17 protein-coding genes and 1 pseudogene are annotated in these 23,416 nt (G+C 73.6%); 7 read left to right on the top strand and 11 right to left on the bottom strand.

Annotated features, from left to right (window positions below):
• Nucleotides 1–135 precede the first annotated feature (135 nt).
• Nucleotides 136–4,177, top strand: a pseudogene (gene eccCa, locus B1H29_RS23665) (type VII secretion protein EccCa).
• A complete protein-coding gene (locus B1H29_RS23660; RefSeq protein ID WP_055417024.1) occupies nucleotides 4,174–5,595 on the top strand; it encodes a DUF6177 family protein in 1,422 nt (473 codons plus the stop codon). The pseudogene eccCa and the gene B1H29_RS23660 overlap by 4 nt, the downstream one beginning before the upstream one ends.
• 19 nt (nucleotides 5,596–5,614) lie before the next feature.
• On the opposite strand, the gene B1H29_RS23655 is transcribed toward B1H29_RS23660, so the two are convergent.
• The 3 genes from B1H29_RS23655 to B1H29_RS23645 are packed head-to-tail and all read right to left on the bottom strand — an operon-like array spanning nucleotide 5,615 to nucleotide 8,756.
• Nucleotides 5,615–6,415 carry a sugar phosphate isomerase/epimerase family protein gene (locus tag B1H29_RS23655; RefSeq protein ID WP_199832316.1) on the bottom strand — a complete coding sequence of 267 codons (801 nt, stop codon included), beginning with the start codon at nucleotides 6,413–6,415 and terminating at the stop codon, nucleotides 5,615–5,617.
• Between the two features lie 41 nt (nucleotides 6,416–6,456).
• A complete protein-coding gene (locus B1H29_RS23650; RefSeq protein ID WP_055417026.1) occupies nucleotides 6,457–7,608 on the bottom strand; it encodes a dihydrodipicolinate synthase family protein in 1,152 nt (383 codons plus the stop codon).
• Nucleotides 7,605–8,756, bottom strand: a complete 1,152-nt coding sequence (locus B1H29_RS23645) for a Gfo/Idh/MocA family protein (RefSeq protein ID WP_055417027.1) — start codon at nucleotides 8,754–8,756, stop codon at nucleotides 7,605–7,607. The genes B1H29_RS23650 and B1H29_RS23645 overlap by 4 nt, the downstream gene beginning before the upstream one ends.
• Before the next feature lie 229 nt (nucleotides 8,757–8,985).
• Between B1H29_RS23645 and B1H29_RS23640 the strand changes: the two genes are divergently transcribed.
• Nucleotides 8,986–10,032 carry a LacI family DNA-binding transcriptional regulator gene (locus B1H29_RS23640; RefSeq protein ID WP_055417028.1) on the top strand — a complete coding sequence of 349 codons (1,047 nt, stop codon included), beginning with the start codon at nucleotides 8,986–8,988 and terminating at the stop codon, nucleotides 10,030–10,032.
• 271 nt (nucleotides 10,033–10,303) lie between these two features.
• Nucleotides 10,304–11,104 carry a sugar phosphate isomerase/epimerase family protein gene (locus B1H29_RS23635; RefSeq protein ID WP_055417029.1) on the top strand — a complete coding sequence of 267 codons (801 nt, stop codon included), beginning with the start codon at nucleotides 10,304–10,306 and terminating at the stop codon, nucleotides 11,102–11,104.
• 112 nt (nucleotides 11,105–11,216) lie between these two features.
• Here B1H29_RS23635 and B1H29_RS38195 read toward each other — a convergent pair whose 3' ends face one another.
• Together B1H29_RS38195 and B1H29_RS23625 are read right to left on the bottom strand one after the other, a co-directional pair.
• Entirely contained in the window at nucleotides 11,217–11,504 is a 288-nt protein-coding gene (locus tag B1H29_RS38195) for a hypothetical protein (protein WP_159027848.1), read from the bottom strand.
• Nucleotides 11,444–12,082, bottom strand: coding sequence for a GNAT family N-acetyltransferase (locus tag B1H29_RS23625; protein WP_055417031.1), 639 nt, complete (start codon nucleotides 12,080–12,082; stop codon nucleotides 11,444–11,446). The genes B1H29_RS38195 and B1H29_RS23625 overlap by 61 nt, the downstream gene beginning before the upstream one ends.
• A 563-nt stretch (nucleotides 12,083–12,645) precedes the next feature.
• On the opposite strand from B1H29_RS23625, the gene B1H29_RS23620 reads away from it, so the two are divergent.
• Entirely contained in the window at nucleotides 12,646–14,490 is a 1,845-nt protein-coding gene (locus B1H29_RS23620; RefSeq protein ID WP_055417032.1) for a glycoside hydrolase family 3 protein, read from the top strand.
• Between the two features lie 138 nt (nucleotides 14,491–14,628).
• Complete coding sequence (locus tag B1H29_RS23615; RefSeq protein ID WP_055417033.1) at nucleotides 14,629–15,312, top strand: hypothetical protein; 684 nt, start codon at nucleotides 14,629–14,631, stop codon at nucleotides 15,310–15,312.
• A 40-nt stretch (nucleotides 15,313–15,352) separates the two neighbouring features.
• On the opposite strand, the gene B1H29_RS23610 is transcribed toward B1H29_RS23615, so the two are convergent.
• The 4 genes from B1H29_RS23610 to B1H29_RS23595 form a co-directional block, all read right to left on the bottom strand.
• Nucleotides 15,353–16,777, bottom strand: a complete 1,425-nt coding sequence (locus tag B1H29_RS23610; RefSeq protein WP_055417034.1) for a S28 family serine protease — start codon at nucleotides 16,775–16,777, stop codon at nucleotides 15,353–15,355.
• Between the two features lie 96 nt (nucleotides 16,778–16,873).
• On the bottom strand, nucleotides 16,874–17,266 hold the full coding sequence (locus B1H29_RS23605) for a hypothetical protein (RefSeq protein WP_079160417.1): 393 nt from the start codon (nucleotides 17,264–17,266) through the stop codon (nucleotides 16,874–16,876).
• A 101-nt stretch (nucleotides 17,267–17,367) separates the two neighbouring features.
• Nucleotides 17,368–21,099, bottom strand: a complete 3,732-nt coding sequence (locus B1H29_RS23600; protein WP_055417035.1) for an ABC transporter ATP-binding protein — start codon at nucleotides 21,097–21,099, stop codon at nucleotides 17,368–17,370.
• Between the two features lie 110 nt (nucleotides 21,100–21,209).
• Nucleotides 21,210–22,199, bottom strand: a complete 990-nt coding sequence (locus tag B1H29_RS23595; RefSeq protein WP_055417036.1) for an esterase-like activity of phytase family protein — start codon at nucleotides 22,197–22,199, stop codon at nucleotides 21,210–21,212.
• A 90-nt stretch (nucleotides 22,200–22,289) separates the two neighbouring features.
• Between B1H29_RS23595 and B1H29_RS23590 the strand changes: the two genes are divergently transcribed.
• Nucleotides 22,290–22,661: a hypothetical protein gene (locus B1H29_RS23590; RefSeq protein ID WP_055417037.1), complete on the top strand. Its 372-nt coding sequence runs from the start codon at nucleotides 22,290–22,292 to the stop codon at nucleotides 22,659–22,661.
• Between the two features lie 12 nt (nucleotides 22,662–22,673).
• On the opposite strand, the gene B1H29_RS23585 is transcribed toward B1H29_RS23590, so the two are convergent.
• Nucleotides 22,674–22,955 carry a hypothetical protein gene (locus tag B1H29_RS23585; protein ID WP_055417038.1) on the bottom strand — a complete coding sequence of 94 codons (282 nt, stop codon included), beginning with the start codon at nucleotides 22,953–22,955 and terminating at the stop codon, nucleotides 22,674–22,676.
• Nucleotides 22,952–23,278 (bottom strand): hypothetical protein, encoded by a 327-nt coding sequence (locus tag B1H29_RS23580; RefSeq protein ID WP_079160830.1) that lies wholly within the window; start codon nucleotides 23,276–23,278, stop codon nucleotides 22,952–22,954. Before B1H29_RS23580 ends, B1H29_RS23585 begins: the two co-directional genes overlap by 4 nt.
• Nucleotides 23,279–23,416 lie beyond the last annotated feature (138 nt).

Here is a 23,416-nt window from a genome sequence, read left to right as displayed (position 1 = left end):
CCCGGCCGGCGCGCCCCGGCTCGTGTCCGACCCGCCCCGGCTCCTGCGACCCCGCCCCGGCTCCGGTCCGACCCGCCCCGGCTCCGGTCCGACCCGCCCCTCCTCCGCCACGACCCGCTCCGGAGAAGTCCGCCCGTGACCCTGAGAATCGTCCACCGGCCCGCCCGCAGCACCCGCCCCGTCGAGCCCGCCCGGCCCCGTGCCGTCGAGGCGCCGCCCAGCCTGCCCGAGGGGAAGATCGGCAACGCGGCCACCGCGCTGCTGCCGATGGCCGGCGTCATGGGCTCCGTGGTCATGATGACCGTGATCCGCAACAGCCGGTTCGCGGTGGTGGGAGCGGTCGTGCTGGTCTTCGCGCTGCTGGGGGCGGTGGCGCTGTTCGTGTCGCAGCGCGGCAAGGCACAGCGCACCCGGCGCACCCAGCGTGAGCGCTACCTGGAGTACCTGGAGGAACTCCGGGAGGAGCTCGGCGCCGCGGAGCGCCGGCTGCGAGAGGCGGAACGGGAGCTGAATCCGCCACCGGAGGCCCTGTACGACCTGGTGCGGGACCCCGCCCGGCTGTGGGAACGGCGCCGCCGGGACGCCGACTTCCTGCGGGTGCGGGTCGGTCTCGGTGACGTACCGGCCCAGGAGCCGTCGATCCAGCAGGGCGGCGCCGGCGGGGTGCTGACGCCGCCGGACCCGTTCATGCTCAACGAGGCGCGGGCCCTGCAGCGCCGGTTCGCGACGGCCTCCGACGTGCCCCTGACGGTGCCGTTGGACCGGGCGGGGAACATCAGCGTCGTCGGTGACCGGGAGGACGTCCTGCGGGTCGTCCGGGCGCTGCTGACGCAAACGGCGGTGACGCACGCCCCCGATGACGTCGCGCTCGCCCTGGCCGTGCCCGGTGAGCGGATCGCCGAATGGCAGTGGGCGAAGTGGCTGCCCCATGTGCTGGACCCGCGGGCGCACGACGGTCCGGTGGCCGCCCGCCGGATCGCGCCGGACCTCGGGCAACTGGCCGGAGTGCTGCGGCACGAGCTGGGCCGGCGGTCCGCGTACGCGGCGGAGGTGCGGCGCGGTCTGGCCGACCGGAACGCGCTGCGGCTGGCGGGCCGGCTGCTGGTGATCGCCGACGCCCACGGCGAGCCGGCCGGCGAACTGCCTCGCCCGGACTCGGCGGTCGGGCTGCCGGACATGGGGATCACCGTGGTGCACCTGCTGCGGGAGCAGGTCCACGAGCCGGACGAGGTGAGCGTGCGCATCACCGTCCGCGGCGAGCGGGTGACCGTCGAGGACCTGCGTGGTTCCGTCGCCGAGGGCGCCGCCGCACCGGTCACCGCCGCCGAGGGCACCGCCGCACCGGTCACCACCGCCGAGGGCACCGTCGACCCGGTCACCGGGGCCGGGGCGGAGGGCATCGCCCGGCTGCTGGCCCCGCTGCGGCTGTCACCGGAGTCCGTCGCCGAGACGAGCCCCGTCACCGGACCGGTCGACTTCCCCGCGCTCCTCGGCATCGCCGACCCCGCCCGCCTCGACCTGTCCGCCCTGTGGAAGCCCCGCGGCGAACGCGACTTCCTCCGCGTGCCCATCGGCCTGACGGACCGCCATGAGCCGGTCCTGCTGGACCTGAAGGAGTCGTCCCAGCTCGGGATGGGCCCGCACGGGCTGTGCGTGGGCGCGACCGGTTCCGGCAAGAGCGAGCTGCTGCGCACCCTCGTCCTCGCCCTGGTGGCGACCCACTCCCCCGAGGACCTGGCGCTCGTCCTGGTCGACTACAAGGGCGGCGCCACGTTCGCCCCGTTCGCCGGACTCCCGCACACCGCCGGGATGATCACCAACCTGGAGAACCAGGCCGGGCTCGTCGAGCGCGTCCACACCAGCCTCGCCGGTGAGGTCAAGCGCCGCCAGCAGGTCCTGAAGGACGCCGGCAACGTCGCCGACATCGGTCACTAGGACGGCGCTGCGCGCGGCGGAGCGGCCGGACCTCGAGCCGCTCCCGCACCTGTTCGTCGTCATCGACGAGTTCGGCGAACTCCTCACCGCCAAGCCGGACTTCATCGACCTGTTCTTGTCCGTCGGACGCATCGGCCGCTCCATCGGCGTCCACCTGCTGCTGTCCAGCCAGCGCATCGAGGGCGGCAAGCTCAAGGGCCTGGACACCTACCTGTCGTACCGGCTGGGCCTGCGCACCTTCTCCGCCGACGAGTCCCGCACGGTCCTCGACACCACCGACGCCTTCCATCTCCCGCCCCTGCCCGGCTTCGGCTACCTCAAGGTCGACACCTCCACCTACGAACGGTTCAAGGCCGGTTACGTCTCCGGCGCCCACTTCGGCCCGGCGGGGAGCGAGCAGTGGGACGAGGAGCCGCTCGCCCTGCCCTACCCCGCGTACAACACCTCGGCGCGGGGCGAGGAGCCGCCGGCGGAACCCTCCGCCACCCGGCGGGAGACCGGCCCGACCGTGCTGTCCCTCATGGTCGGCCGGCTCGCCGGCGCCACGCCCGCCGTACGCCGGGTCTGGCTGCCCCCGCTGCCGGACGCCGTCGCCCTCGACACGGCCGCCGGACCGGTCCGGGTCTCCGAGCACGGACTGCGTCTGGCTCGCGCCACGGGCGGGATGCGGGTGCCCCTCGGCGTGCTCGACGACCCGGCCCGCCAGTGGCAGGGCCAGTGGGTGCTGGACCTGACCACGGCCGGTGGCCATGTGGCCGTGATCGGCGGACCCCAGTCCGGCAAGACCACGCTCCTGCGCACCCTCGTACTGTCCCTGGCGGTCACCCACACCCCGCGCGACGTCGCCGTGTACGGCCTGGACCTGGTCGGCGGCGGCCTGTCGGCGCTGGCCGCCCTGCCGCACGTCGGCGGGATCGCCGGACGGGCCGACCGTGAGCGCGCGGCGCGCACGGTCGCCGAGGTGCGCACCATGCTCGCCGAGCGCGAGGAACTGTTCCGCGAGCACGGCATCGACTCCGTCGACCAGTTGCGCCGGCTCCGCTCCCAGGACCGGCTGCCGCGGCTCGGCTCCACCGACGTCGTTCTCGTGGTCGACGGTTTCGGCGCGCTGCGCGACGACTTCGCCGACCTCGACGAGCCGGTCGCCGACCTGCTGAAGCGCGGCGGCGGCTACGGCATCCACGTGGTGGCGGGCATGCTGCGCTGGAACGACGTCCGCATCGCCACCCAGTCGCTCTTCGGCTCCCGCGTCGAGCTGCGCCTGAACGACCCCGCCGACTCCTCCGTCGACCGCAAGCTCTCCCAGACCCTCTCGCCGGAGGTGCCCGGCCGGGTGCTCACCGACGGCAAGCTGTTCGCGCAGGCCGCCCTGCCCCGCGTCGACGGCTCGGCCACGACCGGTGACCTGGCCCCCGCCCTGGACGGGGCGGCGCGGACCGTCCGCGCCACCTGGCACGGCGAACCCGCCGCCCCGGTGCGGGTGCTGCCGGCCCGGCTGCCGGTGACCCGGCTGCCCTCGCCGGCCGCCGAGCCGAGGCGGATACCGGTCGGCCTCGACCAGGACGCCCTCGCCCCCGTGCTGCTCGACCTCTTCGGCGGCGACCAGCACCTGCTGGTCCTCGGCGACAACGAGTGCGGCAAGACGAACCTGCTGAGGCTGATCGTCGCGGGGCTCGTCGAGCGGTACTCCGACGACGAACTGGTCTTCGGTGTCTTCGACCCTCGCCGCGGTCTGCGCGGCGTCGTCCCGGAACCGTACCGGGGCGGCTACGCCCACAACGCCACGCTCGCCGGCGCCCTCTCCACGGGCATCGCCGCCGAACTCGACAAGCGGCTGCCCGAGACCGCCGACCCGGACGCGCCCGAGACCGGCGAACCCGCCTTCCGGGGCCCGCGGATCGTCATCCTCGTCGACGACTACGACATCCTCACCACCGCCGGACAGCAGCCCCTCGCTCCCTTCCTGCCGTACGTCTCCTCCGCACAGGACATCGGCCTGCACTTCGTCCTGGCACGCCGCGCCGCGGGAGCCTCCCGAGCGCTCTACGAGCCGCTCCTGACCACCCTGCGCGAGACGGGCACCACCGCCCTGGTGATGACCGGCGACCGCACCGAGGGACAGCTCTTCCCCGGCCTGTACGCCTCCCAGCAGCCGCCGGGCCGGGGCACCCTGGTCCGCCGCGGCCGACGCCACCGACTCGTCCAGACCGCTCTGACCGGGGCCCAGGAAGGAGAGTCGTGACCAAGGACGTCATCGCCCTCACCTCGAAGATGCCGGACACCTGGGCCCTGCTCGCCGGCCTGTACGCGGGCGGTCCCGAGACGGCCGTGACCGCCGAATCCCGGGGTGCCGTGCTGCGGCTGTGCGCCCCGGACGGCAGGCCCCTGGTGTCCGTGGAGGCTCCGCTGCTCGTCCAGGTCCCCGGGGAGGCCGAACGGCTGCTGGGACGGGACGTGCCCGTGCCGTTCTGGTGGACCGAGGTCCGGGCCTCCGGCGCCGTGCCCGAGGCCGAACGACTGGCGGCTTCGGTGTGCGGACGGCTCGCCCTTCTCCTGGGCGGCAGCACCTGGCCCGAGCCGGCGGCGAGCACCGAGGTCGTGGACGTGCGCACGGCCGTCGCGCCGGACGACGGGCAGCCGGTCGTCGACGTCCTCACCGGCACCACGTCCGTCGTCCTCGCCGACCGACCCGTCCTGGCCCTGACCGCCTGGCTGTCGGAGGTGCTGCGCGGTACCGCCGAGTCGGGCCGTGCCCTGCAGATCGTCACCCCGCCGTCCGTCCGGGTCAGCGCCCCGGCCCGCGCCACCCTCCTCCAGGTGCCGGGCCGCTGGGTCGTCCAGGACCCGGCCCAGGGCTACTACGACGGACTGTCCGGAACGGTGCTGCGCTGGCAGGACGGGACGTTCACGCCCGCGCTCGGGGCGGACGGCACCGCCTCGGTCGCCGAGGCGTTCGGCCACACGCGCCCCACAGGGGAACGGCAGCTCGTCGTGGCGTTCCGTACGACGCTCCCCGCGCACGAGGACATCGTCCTGGGCGAAGCGCTCGAGGCGGCCTGGCGCGCGCTCACCGGTTCGGCCCCGGCCGGCTGGGGCACCGCGGAACCCGTCAACCTGCCCTGGTCACCGCGCCGACTGACCGACCTGGCCCGCGACCGGGCCCCCGAGCCGACCCATCTGCTCGTCACGGGGCACCCCGGCCGGCCGGCGCTGGCGTGGATCCGGGTCACGCGGACCACCGCGGGCGTCGAGCAGGACATGACGCTCACCCTCGGGTACGGGGAGGATGAGGAACCGCCGCTGGAGGCGATCACGCCCCTCGCCGAGACCCTCGTCGTGGAACACGGCCTGACGACGATGCTGGCCTCGGTGCGGCGGGCCTCCCGCGACCTCACCACGCCTCCCGTGCTCCAGGCGCCGCCCGTCCCGGTCGCCTTCACCCTGGGCGCACGGGACGTGCGGGGCATCGGGCTGACCCATGCCCGTCGCCCGCCCGTCGAGGTGCGGCCCGTCGCCCTGGGGCCCGCCGCCGAACCCGCCCTGCACTACCCACTGGGCGACGGGTCGGACGCCGCTGCCCTCATCGGGCTGCGCCGTCTGGCGGCGCATCTGCGGGCCGGTGCGCCGGGGACGGGGCCGGGGACGGAAGCGGAGGACTGACGCTGTGCTCGGGGGGCGACTACTGGCCCACGTGTTCCACGAACCGTGCCGCCGTCTCGGCGAGTACCTCCCGCCCGTCCCGTGCCCACAGCCCCTCGTTGAACAGCTCGACCTCGATGGCGCCCGTGTACCCGGCCGCCTCCACGTACCCCTTCCACTCGCGCATGTCGATCGCGCCGTCGCCGATCTGGCCGCGGCCGTCGAGGACGCCCTCGGGCAGGGGGGTGGTCCAGTCGGCGAGCTGGAAGGTGTGGATGCGGTCGCCCGCGCCCGCCCGCGCGATCTGCTGCGCCGCCCGGTCGTCCCACCAGATGTGGTACGTGTCGACGGTGACGCCGACCTGGTGGGCCGGGAAGCGTTCGGCGAGGTCCAGGGCCTGGGTGAGGGTGGAGACCACGCAGCGGTCGGAGGCGTACATCGGGTGCAGGGGCTCGATGGCGAGGCGGACGCCGTGCTGTTCGGCGTACGGGGCCAGCTCCGCGAGCGCGTCCGCGATGCGTTCCCGGGCGGCACGCAGGTCCTTGTCGCCGGCCGGGAGGCCGCCCGAGACCAGGACCAGGGTGTCGGTGCCGAGGGTGGCCGCCTCGTCGACCGCGCGGCGGTTGTCGGCCAGGGCGCGGGCTCGCTCGTCCGGGTCCGTCGCCGTGAGGAAGCCGCCGCGGCACAGGGTGGTGACGGTCAGGCCCGCCTCGCGGACCAGCTTGGCCGCCGCCTCGACGCCGTACGCCTGGACCGGTTCGCGCCACAGGCCGACGTTGCCGACGCCCAGTTCGCGGCAGGCGGCGGTCAGGTCGGGCAGCGAGAGCTGCTTGACCGTCATCTGGTTGATGCTGAAACGCGTCAGGTCGGGCGCCGTGTCGCTCACTGGTTCACTCCGTACAGGTTGAGCAGGTTCCGCATCCGCTCCTCCGCCAGCTTCGGGTCCGGGAACAGGCCGAGGCCGTCGGCGAGTTCGTAGGCGCGGGCGAGGTGCGGCAGCGAGCGGGCCGACTGGAGGCCGCCGACCATCGTGAAGTGGCTCTGGTGGCCCGCGAGCCAGGCCAGGAGGACCACGCCCGTCTTGTAGTAGCGGGTGGGGGTCTGGAAGAGGTGGCGGGAGAGTTCGACGGTGGGGTCGAGGAGGGCGCGGAAGCCTTCCGTGTTCCCGGTGTCGAGGACGCGGACCGCCTCGGCGGCCAGCGGGCCCAGCGGGTCGAAGATGCCGAGCAGGGCGTGGCTGAAGCCCTGGTCGTCGCCTGCGATCAGCTCGGGGTAGTTGAAGTCGTCGCCGGTGTAGCAGCGCACGCCCTGCGGGAGGCGGCGGCGCAGGTCGACCTCGCGCCGGGCGTCGAGGAGGGAGACCTTGATGCCGTCGACCTTGTCGGGGTGGGCTGCGATGACCTCCAGGAAGGTGTCGGTGGCCGCGTCGAGGTCGTCCGACCCCCAGTAGCCCTCCAGGGCCGGGTCGAACATCGGGCCGAGCCAGTGCAGGACGACCGGTTCGGCGGCCTGGCGCAGGAGGTGGCCGTAGACGTCCAGGTAGTCGTCCGGGCTCTGCGCTGCGGCGGCCAGGGCGCGGGAGGCCATCAGGATGGCCTGGGCGCCCGACTCCTCCACGACGGCGAGCTGTTCCTCGTAGGCCGCCCGGACCTCGGCGAGGGTGCCGGCGGTGAGCTGGTCGGTGCCCACGCCGCAGGCGATGCGGCCGCCCGTCGCCTTCGCCTCGGCGGCGGACCGGCGGATGAGCTCGGCCGCGCCGGCCCAGTCCAGGCCCATGCCGCGCTGGGCGGTGTCCATCGCCTCGGCGACGCCGAGTCCGTGGGACCACAGGTGGCGGCGGAAGGCGAGGGTGGCGTCCCAGTCGACGGCGGCGGGTCCGTCGGGCGTGGTGTCCGCGTACGGGTCGGCGACGACGTGCGCGGCGGAGAAGACCGTACGGGAGGTGAAAGCGCTTCCCGGGGAGAGGACCGTCGGCTCGGTGCGGGGTTCGTAGGCGCGCAGCGTGCCGTTCGCGCCCGGCAGGTGCAGGGTCACAGCGCGATCTCCGGTACGTCGAGGCGGCGGCCCTGGGCCGAGGACCTCAGGCCCAGCTCGGCGAGCTGGACGCCGCGGGCGCCGGCCAGCAGGTCCCAGTGGTAGGGGGCGTCGGCGTAGACGTGGCGCAGGAACAGTTCCCACTGGGCCTTGAAGCCGTTGTCGAACTCGCCGTTGTCCGGGACCTCCTGCCACTGGTCGCGGAAGGCCTCGGTGGCGGGGATGTCCGGGTTCCAGACCGGCTTGGGGGTGGCGGACCGGTGCTGGACCCGGCAGTCGCGCAGTCCGGCGACCGCGGAGCCCTCGGTGCCGTCGACCTGGAACTCGACGAGTTCGTCGCGGTTGACGCGCACGGCCCAGGAGGAGTTGATCTGGGCGATCGTGCCGCCGTCGAGCTCGAAGACGCCGTACGCGGCGTCGTCGGCGGTGGCGGCGTAGGGCTTGCCGTTCTCGTCCCAGCGCTGCGGGATGTGGGTGGTGGCGAGCGCGTGGACGGACTTCACCCGGCCGAACAGCTCGTGCAGGACGTACTCCCAGTGCGGGAACATGTCGACGACGATGCCGCCGCCGTCCTCTGCGCGGTAGTTCCAGGAGGGGCGCTGGGCGTCCTGCCAGTCACCCTCGAAGACCCAGTAGCCGAACTCGCCGCGCACGGACAGGATGCGGCCGAAGAAGCCGCCGTCGATGAGGCGCTTGAGCTTGAGCAGGCCGGGGAGGAAGAGCTTGTCCTGGACGACGCCGTGCCTGATGCCCTTCGCGTGGGCGAGGCGGGCGAGTTCCAGGGCGCCGTCCAGGCCGGTGGCGGTGGGCTTCTCGGTGTAGACGTGCTTGCCCGCGGCGATCGCCTTCTTGATCGCCTCCTCGCGGGCCGAGGTCACCTGGGCGTCGAAGTAGATGTCCACGGTGGGGTCGGCGAGGACCTCGTCCACGTCCGTGGCCACGTGCTCCAGGCCGTGCCGCTCGGCCAGCGCCCGCAGCGCGTGCTCACGGCGGCCGACCAGGATCGGTTCCGGCCACAGCACGGTGCCGTCGCCGAGGTCGAGGCCGCCCTGTTCGCGCAGGGCCAGGATGGAGCGGACGAGGTGCTGGCGGTAGCCCATGCGCCCGGTCACACCGTTCATGGCGATACGCACCGTCTTGCGTGTCACGTCATTCCCTTCGTACGGCGATACGGCTGCGATACAGCAGCGATACGAGCAGCGGTACAGCAAGCGCTTTCTATGCGTAACGAAGCTAGCCTGTGGACGGTGGTCTGGACAAGACCGTGGTCCGGGCGAGTTGTTCGAGGGGGCGAACAACGGCGGGTGGTGGCCGTAAGGTCACTCGAGACGGCTGGGACGGCGTACGGCACACAGGCGCGAGGCGGAGGACGAGGACATGACAGTGACACTGGCGGACGTGGCGGCCCGAGCCCAGGTCTCCCCCGCGACGGTGTCGCGCGTGCTGAACGGGAACTACCCCGTGGCCGCCTCCACCCGGGAACGGGTGCTGAAGGCGGTCGACGACCTGGAGTACGTGCTCAACGGCCCCGCGAGTGCGCTGGCCGCGGCCACCTCCGACCTGGTGGGCATCCTGGTCAACGACATCGCCGACCCCTTCTTCGGCATCATGGCCGGCGCGATCCAGTCCGAGATCGGCGGTCCGGGCGGCAGAGCGGGCGGCGAGAGACTCGCCGTGGTCTGCAACACCGGCGGCACCCCGGAGCGCGAACTGACCTACCTCACCCTGCTGCAGCGGCAGCGGGCGGCGGCCGTCGTGCTGACCGGCGGGGCGATGGAGGACGCGGCGCACCAGGCGGCCGTGGCGGCGAAGCTGCGCAAGCTGGCGGAGGCCGGCACGCGGGTGGTGCTGTGCGGGCGGCCGCCGGCGCCGGAGACCGGGGCGATCGCGCTGACCTTCGACAACCGCGGCGGCGGCCGGGAGCTGACCGAGCACCTCATCGGGCTCGGGCACCGGCGGCTCGGCTACATCGCGGGCCCGGAGGAACGGACCACGACCCGGCACCGGCTGGAGGGCCACCGCGCCGCGCTCGCCGCGCACGGCATCGAGGAGGACTCCCGCTGGACGGTCCACGGCCGCTACGACCGGCGCTCCGGCTACGAGGCCACGCTCGAACTCCTGCGCAGGGACCCGTCCCTGACGGCCGTCGTCGCCGCGAACGACTCCGTGGCGCTGGGCGCCTGCGCGGCGCTGCGCGACTCGGGGCTGCGCATCCCGGACGACGTGTCCGTGGCCGGCTTCGACGACCTGCCCTTCAGCATCGACGCGGTACCCGCGCTCACGACGGTCCGGCTGCCGCTCGCGGAGGCGGGGGCGCGGGCCGGGCGCATCGCGATGGGGCGGGAGGAGGCGCCGCCCGGGGGGATCGCGACGGTGCGGGGGGAGTTGATGGTGCGGGGGTCCTCCGGAGGGCCGCGGAAGTGAGCGTGCCGGTGGTTCCTCCGGCGCCCCGCGTCGGTGTGGGTCTGGGGGCTGCCGCCCCCAGACCCCTGCTTCGGCGTGAACGGCCTCGTCCTCGAACGCCGGACGGGCTGGGCGGGCCGGGGCGGGCTGCGCGACGCCGGCACACAAGCGCTCGACGAACCGGGTGGGTCGGTCTGCGCGACGCCCCTCCGCGAGCGCTGGACGGGCCGGGGCGGCGACACCCGACCGGTGAGAGGAGTGGCGGAGGCGGCGGCGGGTACGCTCCGTGGTCATGAAGCTGGCGTTCTCCACCCTCGGTGTCCCCGGCCTGCCCCTGACCGACGTACTGGGGCTCGCGACCGCCCACGGCTACCACGGCGTCGAGTTGCGCGCCCACCCCGAGGAGCCGGTGCACCCGGGCCTGCCCCCAGGGGAACGGGCCGCGGTGGCGGCCGGTTTCAAGGAGGCGGGCGTTGAGCTGCTGAGCCTGGCGGGGTACGCGCGCGTCGCCGCGCCCGGTGACGACGACGCCACGGTCTCCGAGATCCGTGCCCTGCTCGACCTGGCCCGCGACCTGGGCGCCCCGTACGTCCGGGTCTTCCCCGGCGGCGGCACCGGCCAGAGCCCCGAGGAGGCCGACGCCACGGCGGCCCGGCGACTGGGCACTGCCGCCGAGTACGCCGCCGAGCTGGACGTGCGCATCCTCCTCGAGACCCACGACTCGCACCGCACCGGCGCCGACGCGATGCGCGTCCTCGGTCTGGTCGGGCACCGCCAGGTCGGCGCCCTGTGGGACGTGATGCACACCTGGCTGGGCGGCGAGCAGCCCTCGGACAGCTACCTGGCCCTCGCCCCGCACCTCGGCTACGTCCAGGTCAAGGACATCGCCTCCGCCGACGACACGACCCCGCTGCCGCTGGGCGCCGGCGTACTGCCGCTCACCGAGGTGGTGGACGTCCTCTCCCGCCACAACTGGGACGGCTGGCTGTGCTGGGAGTACGAGAAGCGCTGGTACGAGTCGGCCGCCCCGCTGCCGGAACTGCTGGACGCGGGGCGCGAGCACCTCGCCCGGCTGCTCAGCGACGCGGCCTGAGCGCGGGCGTGGACGCGGGCGCCGGCGCAGACGCGGGCGCAGACGCAGGCACCGGCGCGGACTCCGACGCGGACTCCGACGCAGGCGCCGACACGGGCGCAGGCGTGGGTCCCTACGCGGGCGTGGACGCGGGCCCGGCGTGGGCGCGGGCGTGGGCGCGGGTATGGGCATGGACGCGGGCGCGGAAGCGGGCGCAGGCGTGGGTGCGGGCGCAGGCGCGGGCGTGGGCGCGGGCGCGGGTATGGGCGTGGACGCGGGCCCCGACGCGGGCGCGGGCATGGACGCGGGCGTGGAAGCGGGCGCGGGCGTGGGCGCGGGCGTGGACGTGGGTGCGGGCGCCTACGCGGGTGCCGATGCCGATGTCGCGGACCGCACCCGGCGCTCCAGCCGCTCCCGGCACCGCGGCCACTCCGCCGCCGTGACCGAGTAGATCGCGGAGTCGCGCAGCCGGCCCTCCTCGCCCGGCGCCCAGGAGCGGGACCAGTTGCGCAGCACGCCCTCGAAGCGGGCGCCGGCCGACTCGATCGCGGCGCGGGAGCGGTCGTTGCGGGCGTCGGTCTTCAGGTCGACCCGGGACACCTGCCAGACCTCGAAGGCGTGGCGGAACAGGAGCAGCTTGGCCTCGGCGTTGACGCCCGTGCCCTGGGCCGAGGGCGCCAGCCAGGTGAAGCCGACCTCGATCGCGTCGATGGCGTCGTCCGTCAGCCAGGAACGGGGTTCCCAGTAGGAGGTGGCGCCGACCGCCCGGCCGGTGGCGAGGGACACCTGCGCGTAGGGCGCCAGCCGTCCCGTGGCCGCCCTGGCCAGTTGGGTGTCGATGTAGGAGCCGACCTCGTCGGCCCTCGGCACCCAGGTGAACGCGTAGGTGCCGCGGTCCTCCTCGGCGGCCACGGCCAGGTCGGCCGCGTGGTGCGGGCCCAGCGGTTCCAGCCGTACCAGCGTGCCTTCGAGGACCGGGCCCTTCAGTGTGAACGTCACCGGACGGATTCTTCCGCCGGCGCGGGAGGCCGTCCAACGAATTCACGGCGGGCCGCGGACGCGTCCGGCGACCGCGTGCGGGTGACCACGACCGGTGCTCCTGACCGGCGGCCACGTCCGGCCGTCACGTCCGACAGCCACGTCCGGTCGTCACGTCCGGCCGTCACGTCCGGCCGTCACGTCCGACAGCCCCGTCCGGCGGCCAAGACCACTCGCTCGGCCACCCACTCGCGGAAACCCGGCCGAACGGGGAACCCCGTCCCCGCCCCGCCCGTCCAATCCGCACGCTGCCGGATGAGTCTGCGCGGTGCGGTGTCGGCCTCGCTGCTGGCTGCGACCGCTGACCACCCTCTCCGTCGTACCGCGGCCGGCAGCGCGTCGCCGTCGGCGCCGCCCCTCCCTGGCGCCGACGGCGGCCCCTGCGGCCCGCCCTCCGCCGCTTCGGGAGACTCCTGTGCGCTCCCTTGACTGGCAGAAACTTCCCGGATATTGGTGACTCCTTGGAAGTTTCCTTCAGCACCTCTCCAGCGATTCCCCAGCGGATCACTCCGGAAGGAGCGCACGTGCACCACAGCAGCACGGCCGGCACGGGAAGCACCGCACAGCCCTCCAGACGTACCGTCCTCACCGCCACCGCGGTCGTCACCGCGACCCTGGCGGCCGGCGGCGGCACCGCGCACGCCGGCGCCCGCCGGCCCGACGACGACAGGCTCCGGGCCCTCATCTCCCGCATGACGCTGGAGGAGAAGGTCGGCCAGCTCTTCGTCATGCGGGTCTACGGCCACTCCGCCACCGACCCCGACCAGGCCGACGTCGACGCCAACCTGAAGGAGATCGGCGTCCGCACCGCGGCCGAGCTGGTCGCCAAGTACCGGGTCGGCGGCGTCATCTACTTCGCCTGGGCGCACAACACCCGCGATCCGCACCAGATCGCCGACCTGTCCAACGGCATCCAGCAGGCGTCCCTGGCGCTGCCGCGCGGCCTGCCGGTGCTCATCTCCACCGACCAGGAGCACGGGATAGTGGCCCGCGTGGGCGAGCCGGCGACCCTCTTCCCGGGCGCGATGGCCATCGGTGCGGGCGGGTCGCGCTCCGACGCCCGAACCCTCGGCCGCATCGCGGGCGCCGAGCTGCACGCGATGGGCATCCGCCAGGACTACTCCCCCGTCGCCGACGTGAACGTCAACCCGGCCAACCCCGTGATCGGCGTCCGGTCCTTCGGCGCCGATCCGGAGGCGGTGTCGGAGCTGGTGGCCGCGGAGGTGACGGGGTATCAGCGGTCCGGGGTCGCCGCGTGCGCCAAGCACTTCCCCGGGCACGGTGACACCGCCACCGACAGCCACACCGGACTCCCGGTCATCACGCACAGCCGTGCGCAGTGGGAGGAGCTGGACGCCCCGCCCTTCCGCGCGGCCATCGACGCCGGCATCGACGCGATCATGACCGCCCACCTCGTGGTCCCGGCGCTCGACGACTCCGGCGACCCGGCCACCCTCTCCCGGCCCATCCTCACCGGCATCCTGCGCGAGGAGCTCGGCTACGACGGGGTCGTGGTCACCGACTCCCTCGGCATGGAGGGCGTACGGACCAAGTACGGCGACGAACGGGTGCCGGTGCTGGCGCTGAAGGCCGGCGTCGACCAACTGCTCAACCCGCCGCACCTGGACCTCGCCTGGAACGCGGTGCTGACGGCCGTACGGGACGGTGAACTGACCGAGGCGCGGCTCGACGAATCGATCCTGCGGGTGCTGCGGCTGAAGGCGAAGCTGGGCCTGTTCCGGGACGCCCGCACCAGCCGGCGGGACGTCGACCGCACCGTCGGCACCCGGGGGCACCTGGCCGCGGCCGACCGGATCGCCGAGCGGACCACCACGCTGCTGGTCAACGAGGGTCGGCTGCTGCCGCTGTCGCGCCGGGAGCACCGCAGGGTGCTCGTCGTGGGCGCCGACCCCGCCTCCCCCTCGGGCACCACCGGGCCGCCCACGGGCGTCCTCGCGGGCGAACTGACGGAGCTGGGCTTCACGGCCACCGCCCTGTCCACCGGCACCGCGCCCTCCGCCGCCGTCATCGACCGCGCGGTCGCGGCGGCCGGCGACGCCGACGCGGTGGTGGTCGCCACCTACAACGTCACCGCGGCCGGCAGCCAGCGCACGCTGGTGGCACGGCTGCTGGAGACGGGCAAGCCCGTCGTCGCGGTCGCCGTCCGCAATCCCTACGACGTGGCCCGGCTCCCGGAGGTCCGCGCCTGCCTCGCCGCGTACTCCTGGACCGACGTCGAGGTACGGGCGGCGGCCCGGGTGATCGCGGGGCGGGTACGGCCGCGCGGCCGACTGCCGGTGCCGGTGGTGCGGGCGGATGATCCGACGAAGGTGCTGTACCCCCTCGGGCACGGGCTGACGTACCGGTGACGTACCGGCCCTAGGACGTAGCGCGGCCTACGCCACGCGCCGGGGGCGCTCCCGTCACCCGTGCGCAATGCACCCCCGCGCGTCTGGCGTGGCCCGCTGCGGCGGGTCACGCTGGACCGGGGATCCGGGGGGACGGCGATGGGTGAGAGACGGGCTGCGGGGGTGCTCTGCGCCCTGACGGCGCTGTGTGCCGTGCTGCTGACGGGCTGCCAGCGCCCGGCGGGCCTGGCGGGTGGGGACAGCGGCGGCGGCAGTGGCAGTGGCGCGCACGGGGGCGGGCGGCTCGGCGGGGAGGCTGCCTCCGGCTCGGCGCCTGCCGGCGTGCGGCCCTCCGGGTACGGGGCGGTGTTCCTGGCGATCGACGAGTGCAGCTCGTTCGGGACGGTCAGCTTCACCGAGGTGCCGTGCGACAGCGAGCGGGCGGCGGCACGGGTCGTGGCCCGGGAGGACGGCCGTGCCGAGGACGGGCCGCCGTGCCCCGCGACCACCGACTTCGTGCTGCACATCAGCGAGCAGCGCCCTTCCGCCGACGAGGACGGCGACGGGGCCGTGCCGCGGGGCTACGCCTGCATGCGGGGTCTCCAGCCGCCGCACCCCGGTGACCCGGGCGGCGGGGGCGGCCCGCGCACCATCGTCGGCGACTGCGTGCACGACGCCGGGAACGGCAAGGTCCGCGAGACCGCGTGCGACGGCAAGGGCGAGCAGAAGCCGCAGTTCAAGGTGGTCGAGGCGGTCGCCGTACGGTCCGACTGCCCCGCCTCGACCGGCCTCTACGTCCGCCTCGGCGGCGAACGGCCGGTGGGCTGCGCCCGGCCGTTGTGAGCGCGTCAGCGGCTCAGCGGGCCGGGCACAGCCACCGGTACTACGGGCGCAGCGCCGGCTCGCGCTGTACGTCCCGCTTGTCCAGTCGGGCGTCGAACGTCGCCAGCGGCTCGGCCGCCGACGGGTTCTCCCGGACCTCGGCGGGGGCGACGCCCGCCCAGTCGAGGATGCGGGCCGTGGCGAGGGCCTTCTCCTCGGGCACCAGGCCGGCCACGTTGGCTCCGTGGTTCATGCCGGGCGCGGTGAGGACGTAGGAGTCACGCGCGCCGTGCCCGAGGCGGAAGGGTTCGGCACCCCACGGGTCGTTCTCGCCGTACACGAACAGCATCTGGTCGGCGTTGTGCCGCACCCAGCGGTCGACGTCCCGCATCACCCACGGCTCGAACCTCATCGGGATCGACCTGGGCACGAAGTTGCGCGGCGGCTGGTAGCCGTAGCGGATGTACTTCTTCTCGATGTGCGGGAAGTGGATCGTCGGCGCGCCCAACTGCGTGCCCGCCTGGTAGTAGTACGGCGTGTACGGGGCGAGGCCCTGGTCCGTGTAGAAGGAGAAGCCGGAGATCGTGTCGACGGAGTTCCAGATCTCGTCGTCCGTGGCGTTCTTCGCGTCGGCCGGGATGTCGGCGCAGTCCTTCAGGGTGCTGTACTGCCAAAAGCCCCAGACGTAGTCGAGCACGACGGCCTCGTACGCGCGGTCCAGGCTGCCGATGGTGTCGAAGGTGTAGCCGTTCTCGGCCGCGTACGCCTCGTACTTCTCCTTGAGCGGCGCCCGGCGCACCAGCGCTTCGCGCTGCACGCCGTTCAGCCGGTCGCGGCACTCCTCGGTGCCGACGCGGGCGAAGAAGCGGTCGTAGGCCCTGTCCTCGCGGTTCACCACGTCGTTGGGGGCGACGTAGGCGACGACGCCGTCCATGTCGCGCGGGTAGAAGCGCTCGTAGTAGGTGGCGGTCATGCCGCCCTTGGAGCCGCCGGTGGAGATCCAGTTCTCGGAGTAGACCGGCTCGAGCGCCTCGAAGATGCGGTGCTGGTCGCTGGCCGCCTGCCAGATGTCCAGCTTGGACCAGTCGGCCGGCTCGGGCCGGGACGGGGTGAAGTAGCGGTACTCCATGGAGATCTGGTTGCCGTCCACGATCTGGGTCGGCTCGCGGCGGCTGGGGTTGGTGGAGACGCTGTACCCGCCGGTGTAGAAGACCGTCGGGCGGTCCACGTCCTTGTGCAGCACGGTGATCCGCTGCTGGAACGTGCCCTTGGACGGGCGCCGGTGGTCGACCGGCTGGGTGTAGTTGAGGACGAAGAAGCGGTAACCGGTGTACGGCTTCTCCTCGATCAGGCTCATGCCCGGTATGGACAGCAGCCGGTCCTTGATGTCGACGGCCTTCGGCTCGGCGGCGGTGGCCGCGCCCGCCGTGCTGACGGTGCCTATGAGCACCACGAGCGCCAGCAGCCATCTGAGCGCCTTGCGCATGCACCCTCCCTGTGAAACAGATGTGCGCCGGAAGCTATCGGAGCAAGTCACCCGTGCACCAGGGGAGATCGGAGATTGGCTGCCGGGGTCGCCGGTTCAGCAGAGGATCCAGCCGGAGCTGACCGAACCCCGGGACACCTTGCCCCGCACCCACACGCAGCGCTTGCCGGCGTGCACGGTCACCGGGCCGGCCCGGTAGGCGTACCGCCCCGAGTCCACGACCGGCAGGCCGCCGCGCGCCCGCACGCTGACGGACATCTGCCGCTTGGTGCCGGGCCTCTTGGGGACGGTGACGGCGCACAGGTAGCCGCCGCGCTTGTAGACGAGGACGGACCCGGTGGAGAACGGCAGTGTGCGGACCTTGCGGCCCGGGCACGCCGCGGCGGCCTCCGCGTCCTGTGGCACCGCTACGGCGAGCAGCCCGGCCGCGGTCAGCACGGCCGTGCCGAGCGCCAGCCGCCGGCGTGTTCCGGCCCCACCCTTGCCCACCGCGATCCCCCTCCGCCCGCGTCGTGCGGCGCCACCGGCGTACGACGCCGCCGACGTACGGGTGTACGGACGCGCGGCACGTGTCGAATGGTTGCGCGAGGTCACCGCAGGACGCCGACCGGCTCCTCCGGTTCGGCCGCCCCGACGAAGGTCCGCCACAGTCGCGCGTACCGTCCGTCGAGCGCCAGCAGTTCGTCGTGCGTGCCGTCCTCGGCGACCCGGCCGCCGTCCATGACGACGACGCGGTCCGCGCGGGCGGCCGTGGTCAGCCGGTGCGCCACCACGAGCGTCGTACGGCGGCCCGCGATGCGGTCGGTGGCCTGGTTGACCTGCGCCTCCGTGGCCAGGTCCAGGGCCGCCGTCGCCTCGTCGAGGAGCAGCACGTCGGGGTCGACCAGCTCGGCGCGGGCCAGCGCGATCAACTGCCGCTGCCCGGCGGAGAGGTTGCGGCCCCGTTCGGCGACGTCGTGAAGGTAGCCGCCCTCCAGCGTGGCGATCATCTCGTGGGCGCCGACCGCGCGCGCCGCCGCCTCGACCTCGGCGTCGGTGGCGTCCGGGCGGCCGTAGGCGATGGCGTCCCGGACGGTACCGGGGAAGAGGTACGCCTCCTGCGGGACGACGCCGAGCCGGTGCCGGTAGCCGGTGAGGTCGAGGTCGCGCAGGTCCTGTCCGTCGACGGTCACCCGTCCGCCCGTCGGGTCGTAGAACCGGGCCACGAGCTTGACCAGCGTCGACTTGCCCGCGCCGGTCTCGCCGACGAAGGCGACGGTCTGCCCGGCGGGGATGCGCAGGTCGATGCCGCCGAGCGCCTCCTCGTCGTCGCCGTAGGCGAAGTGCACGTCCTCGAAGGCGATCTCGCCGCGCAGGGACCCGACGCCGAGCGGCTTGTCGGGGGCCTTGGTCGAGGTCGGCTCCCGCAGCAGTTCCTGGATGCGGCCCAGGGAGACCGACGCCTGCTGGTAGCCGTCGAAGACCTGGGAGAGCTGCTGGACGGGCGCGAAGAACAGGTCGATGTAGAGCAGGTACGCCACCAGCGCGCCGGTCGTCAGCGTCGCGTCGTCGATCCGCGCGCCGCCGAAGACCAGTACGGCGGCGGTGGCGGCGGAGGCCAGCAGTTGCACGAACGGGAAGTAGACCGAGATCAGCCACTGGCCCCGGATGCGGGCCTGCCGGTAGCTGTCGCTGCGCTCGGCGAACCGCCGCCCGCCGTCGTGCTCGCGCCGGAAGGCCTGCACGATCCGCAGTCCGGCCACCGACTCCTGGAGGTCGGCGTTGACCGAGGAGACCCGTTCCCGGGCCAGTTCGTACGCCTTCACGCTGGCCTTGCGGAAGAAGTAGGTGGCGATGATCAGCGGCGGCAGGGTCGCGAAGACGACGAGTGCGAGTTCCACGTCGATCACCAGCAGGGCGACCATGATGCCGAAGAAGGTGACGACCGAGACGAAGGCGGTGACGAGTCCCGTCTGCAGGAACGTGGACAGCGCGTCCACGTCCGTCGTCATCCGGGTCATGATCCGGCCGGTCAGCTCGCGCTCGTAGTAGTCGAGGCCGAGGCGCTGGAGCTGGGCGAAGATCTTCAGCCGGAGCGAGTACAGGATCCGCTCCCCCGTCCGCCCGGTCATGCGGATCTCACCGGTCTGCGCCGTCCACTGGGCGAGTACCGCGAGCAGTCCCAGCAGCGAGGCGGCCCAGACCGCGCCGAGGGCGGCCTGGGTGACGCCCTCGTCGATGCCGTGCCGGATGAGCACCGGCAGCAGCAGGCCCATGCCGGCGTCCACGGCGACCAGGGCGAGGCTGATGAGCAGCGGCGCGCGGAAGCCGCGCAGCAGGCGGCGCAGGCCGTAGGACTCCTCCGGCTGCACGGCCCGCGCCTCGTCGACGTCCGGGGTCCCGTCGGCCGGGGGCAGCGCGTCGACCTGGGCGAGCAGCTCCGGGGTGGCCGGGGTGCCGGCGAGGGCGGTGTCCTTCGGCGCGCGGTCACCGGTCCACAGCCGTGGTGTGACCCCGCGCTCGGCGTCGAACTCGGCGTCCAGCTCGTCCCGTACGGAGGTGTCCTCGCGCGGTTCGGCGGGGCGGGCGTGGCCGGGCGAGACGCCGCCCAGCTCGTCCGGGTCGGTCAGCAGGCGCCGGTAGAGGGCGGAGCGCTCCTGGAGCTCCTCGTGGGTGCCGAGGTCGGCGAGGCGGCCGTGGTCGAGGACGGCGATGCGGTCGGCGAGGCCGAGGGTGGAGCGGCGGTGCGCGATGAGGAGCGTGGTGCGGCCCCGCATGACCTGCTTCAGCGCCTCGTGGATCTCGTGCTCGACGCGGGCGTCCACGGCGGACGTGGCGTCGTCGAGGACCAGCAGCCGGGGGTCGGTGAGGATCGCGCGGGCGAGGGCCACGCGCTGGCGCTGGCCGCCGGAGAGGGTCAGGCCGTGCTCGCCGACGGTGGTGTCGTACCCGTCGGGCAGCTCGCTGATGAACCGGTGCGCCTGCGCGGCCCGCGCAGCGGCCTCGATCTCCTCGTCGGTGGCGTCCGGACGGCCGTAGGCGATGTTGGCGCACACGGTGTCGGAGAAGAGGAAGGAGTCCTCGGGCACGAGCCCGATGGCGGCCCGCAGCGAGTCGAGGGTCAGTTCGCGCACGTCGTGGCCGCCGACGAGGACGGCGCCGCGCGTCACGTCGTAGAAGCGCGGCAGGAGCAGGGAGACCGTGGACTTGCCGGAGCCGGAGGAGCCGACGACGGCGAGGGTCTCGCCCGCGCGGATCTCGAAGGAGAGACCGTCCAGGACGGGGCGGCTGTTCCCGGACTCCGAGGCGTAGCCGAAGGCGACGTCGTCGAACTCGACGGTCGCGGGCGCGTCCGCGGGCAGGTCCCTGGTGCCGTCCTCGATCCCGGGCTCGGTGTCGATCAGCTCCAGTACGCGTTCGGTGCCGGCGCGGGCCTGCTGGCCGACGGTGAGGACCATGGCGAGCATGCGGACCGGGCCGACGAGCTGGGCGAGGTAGGTCGAGAAGGCGACGAAGGTACCGAGCGTGATGTTGCCGCGCACGGCCAGCCAGCCGCCGAGAGCGAGCATCGCGACCTGGCCGAGCGCGGGGACGGCCTGGAGGGCGGGGGTGTAGGTGGCGTTCAGTCTGATCGTCCGCAGCCGCCCGGCGAAGAGCCTGCGCCCGACCTCCCGGAGCTTCCCGGTCTCCTGGTCCTCCTGCCCGAAGCCCTTCACCACGCGTACGCCGCTCACCGAGCCGTCGACCACGCCGGCGACGGCGGCGGCCTGGGCCTGGGCGTACCAGGTGGCGGGGTGCAGGCGGGTGCGGCTGCGGCGGGCGATGAACCACAGAGCGGGGGCGACGGCGAGTGCGACCAGCGTGAGCGGCGGGGACAGCCACGCCATGATCACCAGGGAGATCAGGAAGAGCAGGATGTTCCCGATGGTCATCGGCAGCATGAACAGCAGGCTCTGGATGAGCTGGAGGTCACTGGTCGCCCGGCCGACCACCTGCCCCGTGGACAGTTCGTCCTGGCGCCGCCCGTCGAGCCGCGTGATCGTCCCGTACATGTCGGTGCGCAGGTCGTGCTGGACGTCGAGGGCGAGCCGGCCGCCGTAGTAGCGGCGGATGTAGGTGAGGACGTAGACGACGACCGCGGCGCCGATCAGGAGACCGGCCCAGACGGCCATGTCCCTGGTCTTGTCGCCGATCACGTCGTCGATGATCACCTTGGTGATCAGCGGGACCAGGGCCATGACGGCCATGCCGCCCAGCGAGGCGCCGAGGGCGAGGACCACGTCCTTGGGGTAGCGCCAGGCGTAGCCCGCCAGTCGTCGTGCCCATCCCCGTTGCGCGTCCACGCCGTGCCCTCCGGTCGGTCGTCCTGCTCACCTGATCTACCGCAAGGCACCAACACGGGCGAGCGGGGATTTCATCCCGCCGCGACGATCACCGACCGCCGCTCACACGATCAGACGCTCACCCGGAGCCGGAGGAAGCGGGTCGTCTGTACGGCGTTCTGGTTGTCGTCGCTGACGATCAGCACCTCCAGGCGGCCCTTGCTCCGGCCGGTGACGGCCATGCCCTCGAAGTTGTCGAGGAGGGGATTGGGCTGGGGCTGCCCCGCGGTGGCGCCGAGGGAGGGGCAGGCGGCGAGGTCGGCCAGGAGGGTCTTGCCGAGCGTGGCGCCGCGCCGGTCGGCGAGGTAGAGGCGGACGGTGTTGCCGACGCCGGAGGTGAAGCCGCGCTCCAGGACCGGGAGGCGACCGTCCGGGGCCGCGGTGACCTCGGAGACGCCCAGGCCGGTGTCGGTCCGGTACGTGTACTGGGCGCCGGGCCGGAAGTCGCCGTGCCCGGCCCGCCGCCAGGTCTGGAAGCGGACGACGTCGGCGGGGTCGCCGGCCAGCGGGTACTCCATGGAGGCGATCAGGGTCCGGCCGCCGGCCAGGAGGGTCAGCCCCTCGAAGCTGCCGTTGGCCCGCGCCCGGCCCGCGGGGGCGGTGCGCAGGGCGTCCGGCACGGGCAGGCGGCCGAGGATCTCGCCGGTACGGGAGTAGCGGCGGACGGACGGCTCGGTCTCGGAGGAGACGAGGTAGGTGCCGTCCCGGTCGACGACCAGTCCCTCGGAGTCGAGGGCGGTGCCGTTCTCGTCGGCGAGCGGGATCACGCCTCGCGGCGTCAGGGTCCGCGCGTCCAGGCGGAACAGGTGGGAACGGTCGGAGAGGGCGGCGACGGAACCACGGCGGTCACGGGCGAGCGCGGAGAGGTTGCCGACGTAGGTGCCGTCGTACGTCGTCTCGTCCAGGGCGTCGGAGAAACCGGTGAGGGAGACGGCGGGCGAGCAGTGGTTCCCCGGCGGCCTCTCGTGTGCGGCGGCCGGTGCGGCGGCGGTCAGGCAGCCGGCCGCCGCGAGGCCTGCGGTGAGGGTGGCGAGGGCGGTGCGGAGCGTTCTCGGGCGCATGGCCGTCACCCTAGGGCGGAGGGGTGGCCGGAAGTCGGCCGCTTTTCGAAGGGTGGGATGCGGAGGCGTTCCGATGGCAAGGAATGAACCGTGACAGAGCGGAACGAGAGCGGCCACAGGCTGGCCGGGCGGCTGTACGCAACTCTGCGGGTGCTGAGGTTCCTCACGCGGGCCGACAGTCCCAAGCCGGCCCTTGAGGACGAGTTCAAGGAGAAGGACAGTCCGCGCCAACTGATCGACGCCCTGCGGCTCGACCCCTTCGAGGACCTGCTGGCCGCCGTCCACAGGGGCCGGCACGTGAAGGCGCTGGGCGAGGTGTTCCGCGCGATACCGGCCCTCGTGCCTTTGAGAGAGGCCGCCCTCAAGGACAACCTCGGCACACGGCCGCTGGCGGAGTTCAACGCCGGATACCGCGCTCAACTCGCCGACCTGAAGGAGGCACTGCCCAAGCTGCTCGACTGATGACGCCCCTGTTCATTCCCACCGCGCACTGCGACTCTCCGCGATGCGGTGCACGTCGGTCAGCGCCTCGCGCATCCGGGCCAGCAGGAAGCGGAGCTGCTCGGGCGTCGCCCGGGCGTCGGTGAGCAGGGCGGCGGCGTGGTCCAGCAGGTCCTCCGCCATGTCCAGTTGGGTGATCTCGATGACGTCGGCGAGCCGGGACAGCGGTCCACGGCCGTCGGTCAGCAGGTAGCAGGGCTTGCCCTCGGCACCCACCCAGGGCAGCAGCCGGGCCTGGCGCGTGCCGTCGTTCACCGGGCCACCTCCACACCGTGGATCACCCGCGGACCCAGGTCGATGCCGTGCACCGCGAACCACAGCGCACGGCGCCGGGCGCGCTGCCGCCGGGCCTCGTCACGCCGCTCGTGGGCGAGGAGGTAGGGGCGTACGAGGGCGTTGTCCTCACCGCGCAGGGCGGGCATGCCGACGCGGTGCGCGGTGGCGTCCGCGATGGGCGGGGGCGTGGCGGCCGTGGTTGCCGGAGGGCGCCGTCGGCGCCGGCGTCCCGAGCCCGGCAGCAGCAGGTCCAGCAGCGGAAGGAGGGGCAGCCCGGCGAGGCGGGCGATACGGTGACGCATGTCGTCGACTCCGTTGTGGTCGGTGGCCATGCCCCCGGACCGGTGCGACGGTCGCGGGGGTCTCGCTTTCCGTAGCGATACGCGTACAGAGTGAGACGGCCGGAGCTAGGCTCGCCAGGGGTGCGGATGTGACAGCGC

It is taken from the genome of Streptomyces pactum, assembly GCF_002005225.1.
Lineage (GTDB): Bacteria > Actinomycetota > Actinomycetes > Streptomycetales > Streptomycetaceae > Streptomyces > Streptomyces pactum_A.
This window is presented reverse-complemented; position numbering and strand designations above follow the sequence as displayed.

What these genes read in the sequence shown, in the direction of transcription:
- B1H29_RS23655 (WP_199832316.1), bottom strand. Translation starts at nt 6,415, where the DNA reads ATGACGGTCAAGCAGCTCTCGCTGCCCGACCTGACCGCCGCCTGCCGC.
- B1H29_RS23640 (WP_055417028.1), top strand. Translation starts at nt 8,986, where the DNA reads ATGACAGTGACACTGGCGGACGTGGCGGCCCGAGCCCAGGTCTCCCCC.
- B1H29_RS23635 (WP_055417029.1), top strand. Translation starts at nt 10,304, where the DNA reads ATGAAGCTGGCGTTCTCCACCCTCGGTGTCCCCGGCCTGCCCCTGACC.
- B1H29_RS23615 (WP_055417033.1), top strand. Translation starts at nt 14,629, where the DNA reads ATGGGTGAGAGACGGGCTGCGGGGGTGCTCTGCGCCCTGACGGCGCTG.
- B1H29_RS23610 (WP_055417034.1), bottom strand. Translation starts at nt 16,777, where the DNA reads ATGCGCAAGGCGCTCAGATGGCTGCTGGCGCTCGTGGTGCTCATAGGC.
- B1H29_RS23595 (WP_055417036.1), bottom strand. Translation starts at nt 22,199, where the DNA reads ATGCGCCCGAGAACGCTCCGCACCGCCCTCGCCACCCTCACCGCAGGC.
- B1H29_RS23580 (WP_079160830.1), bottom strand. Translation starts at nt 23,278, where the DNA reads ATGCGTCACCGTATCGCCCGCCTCGCCGGGCTGCCCCTCCTTCCGCTG.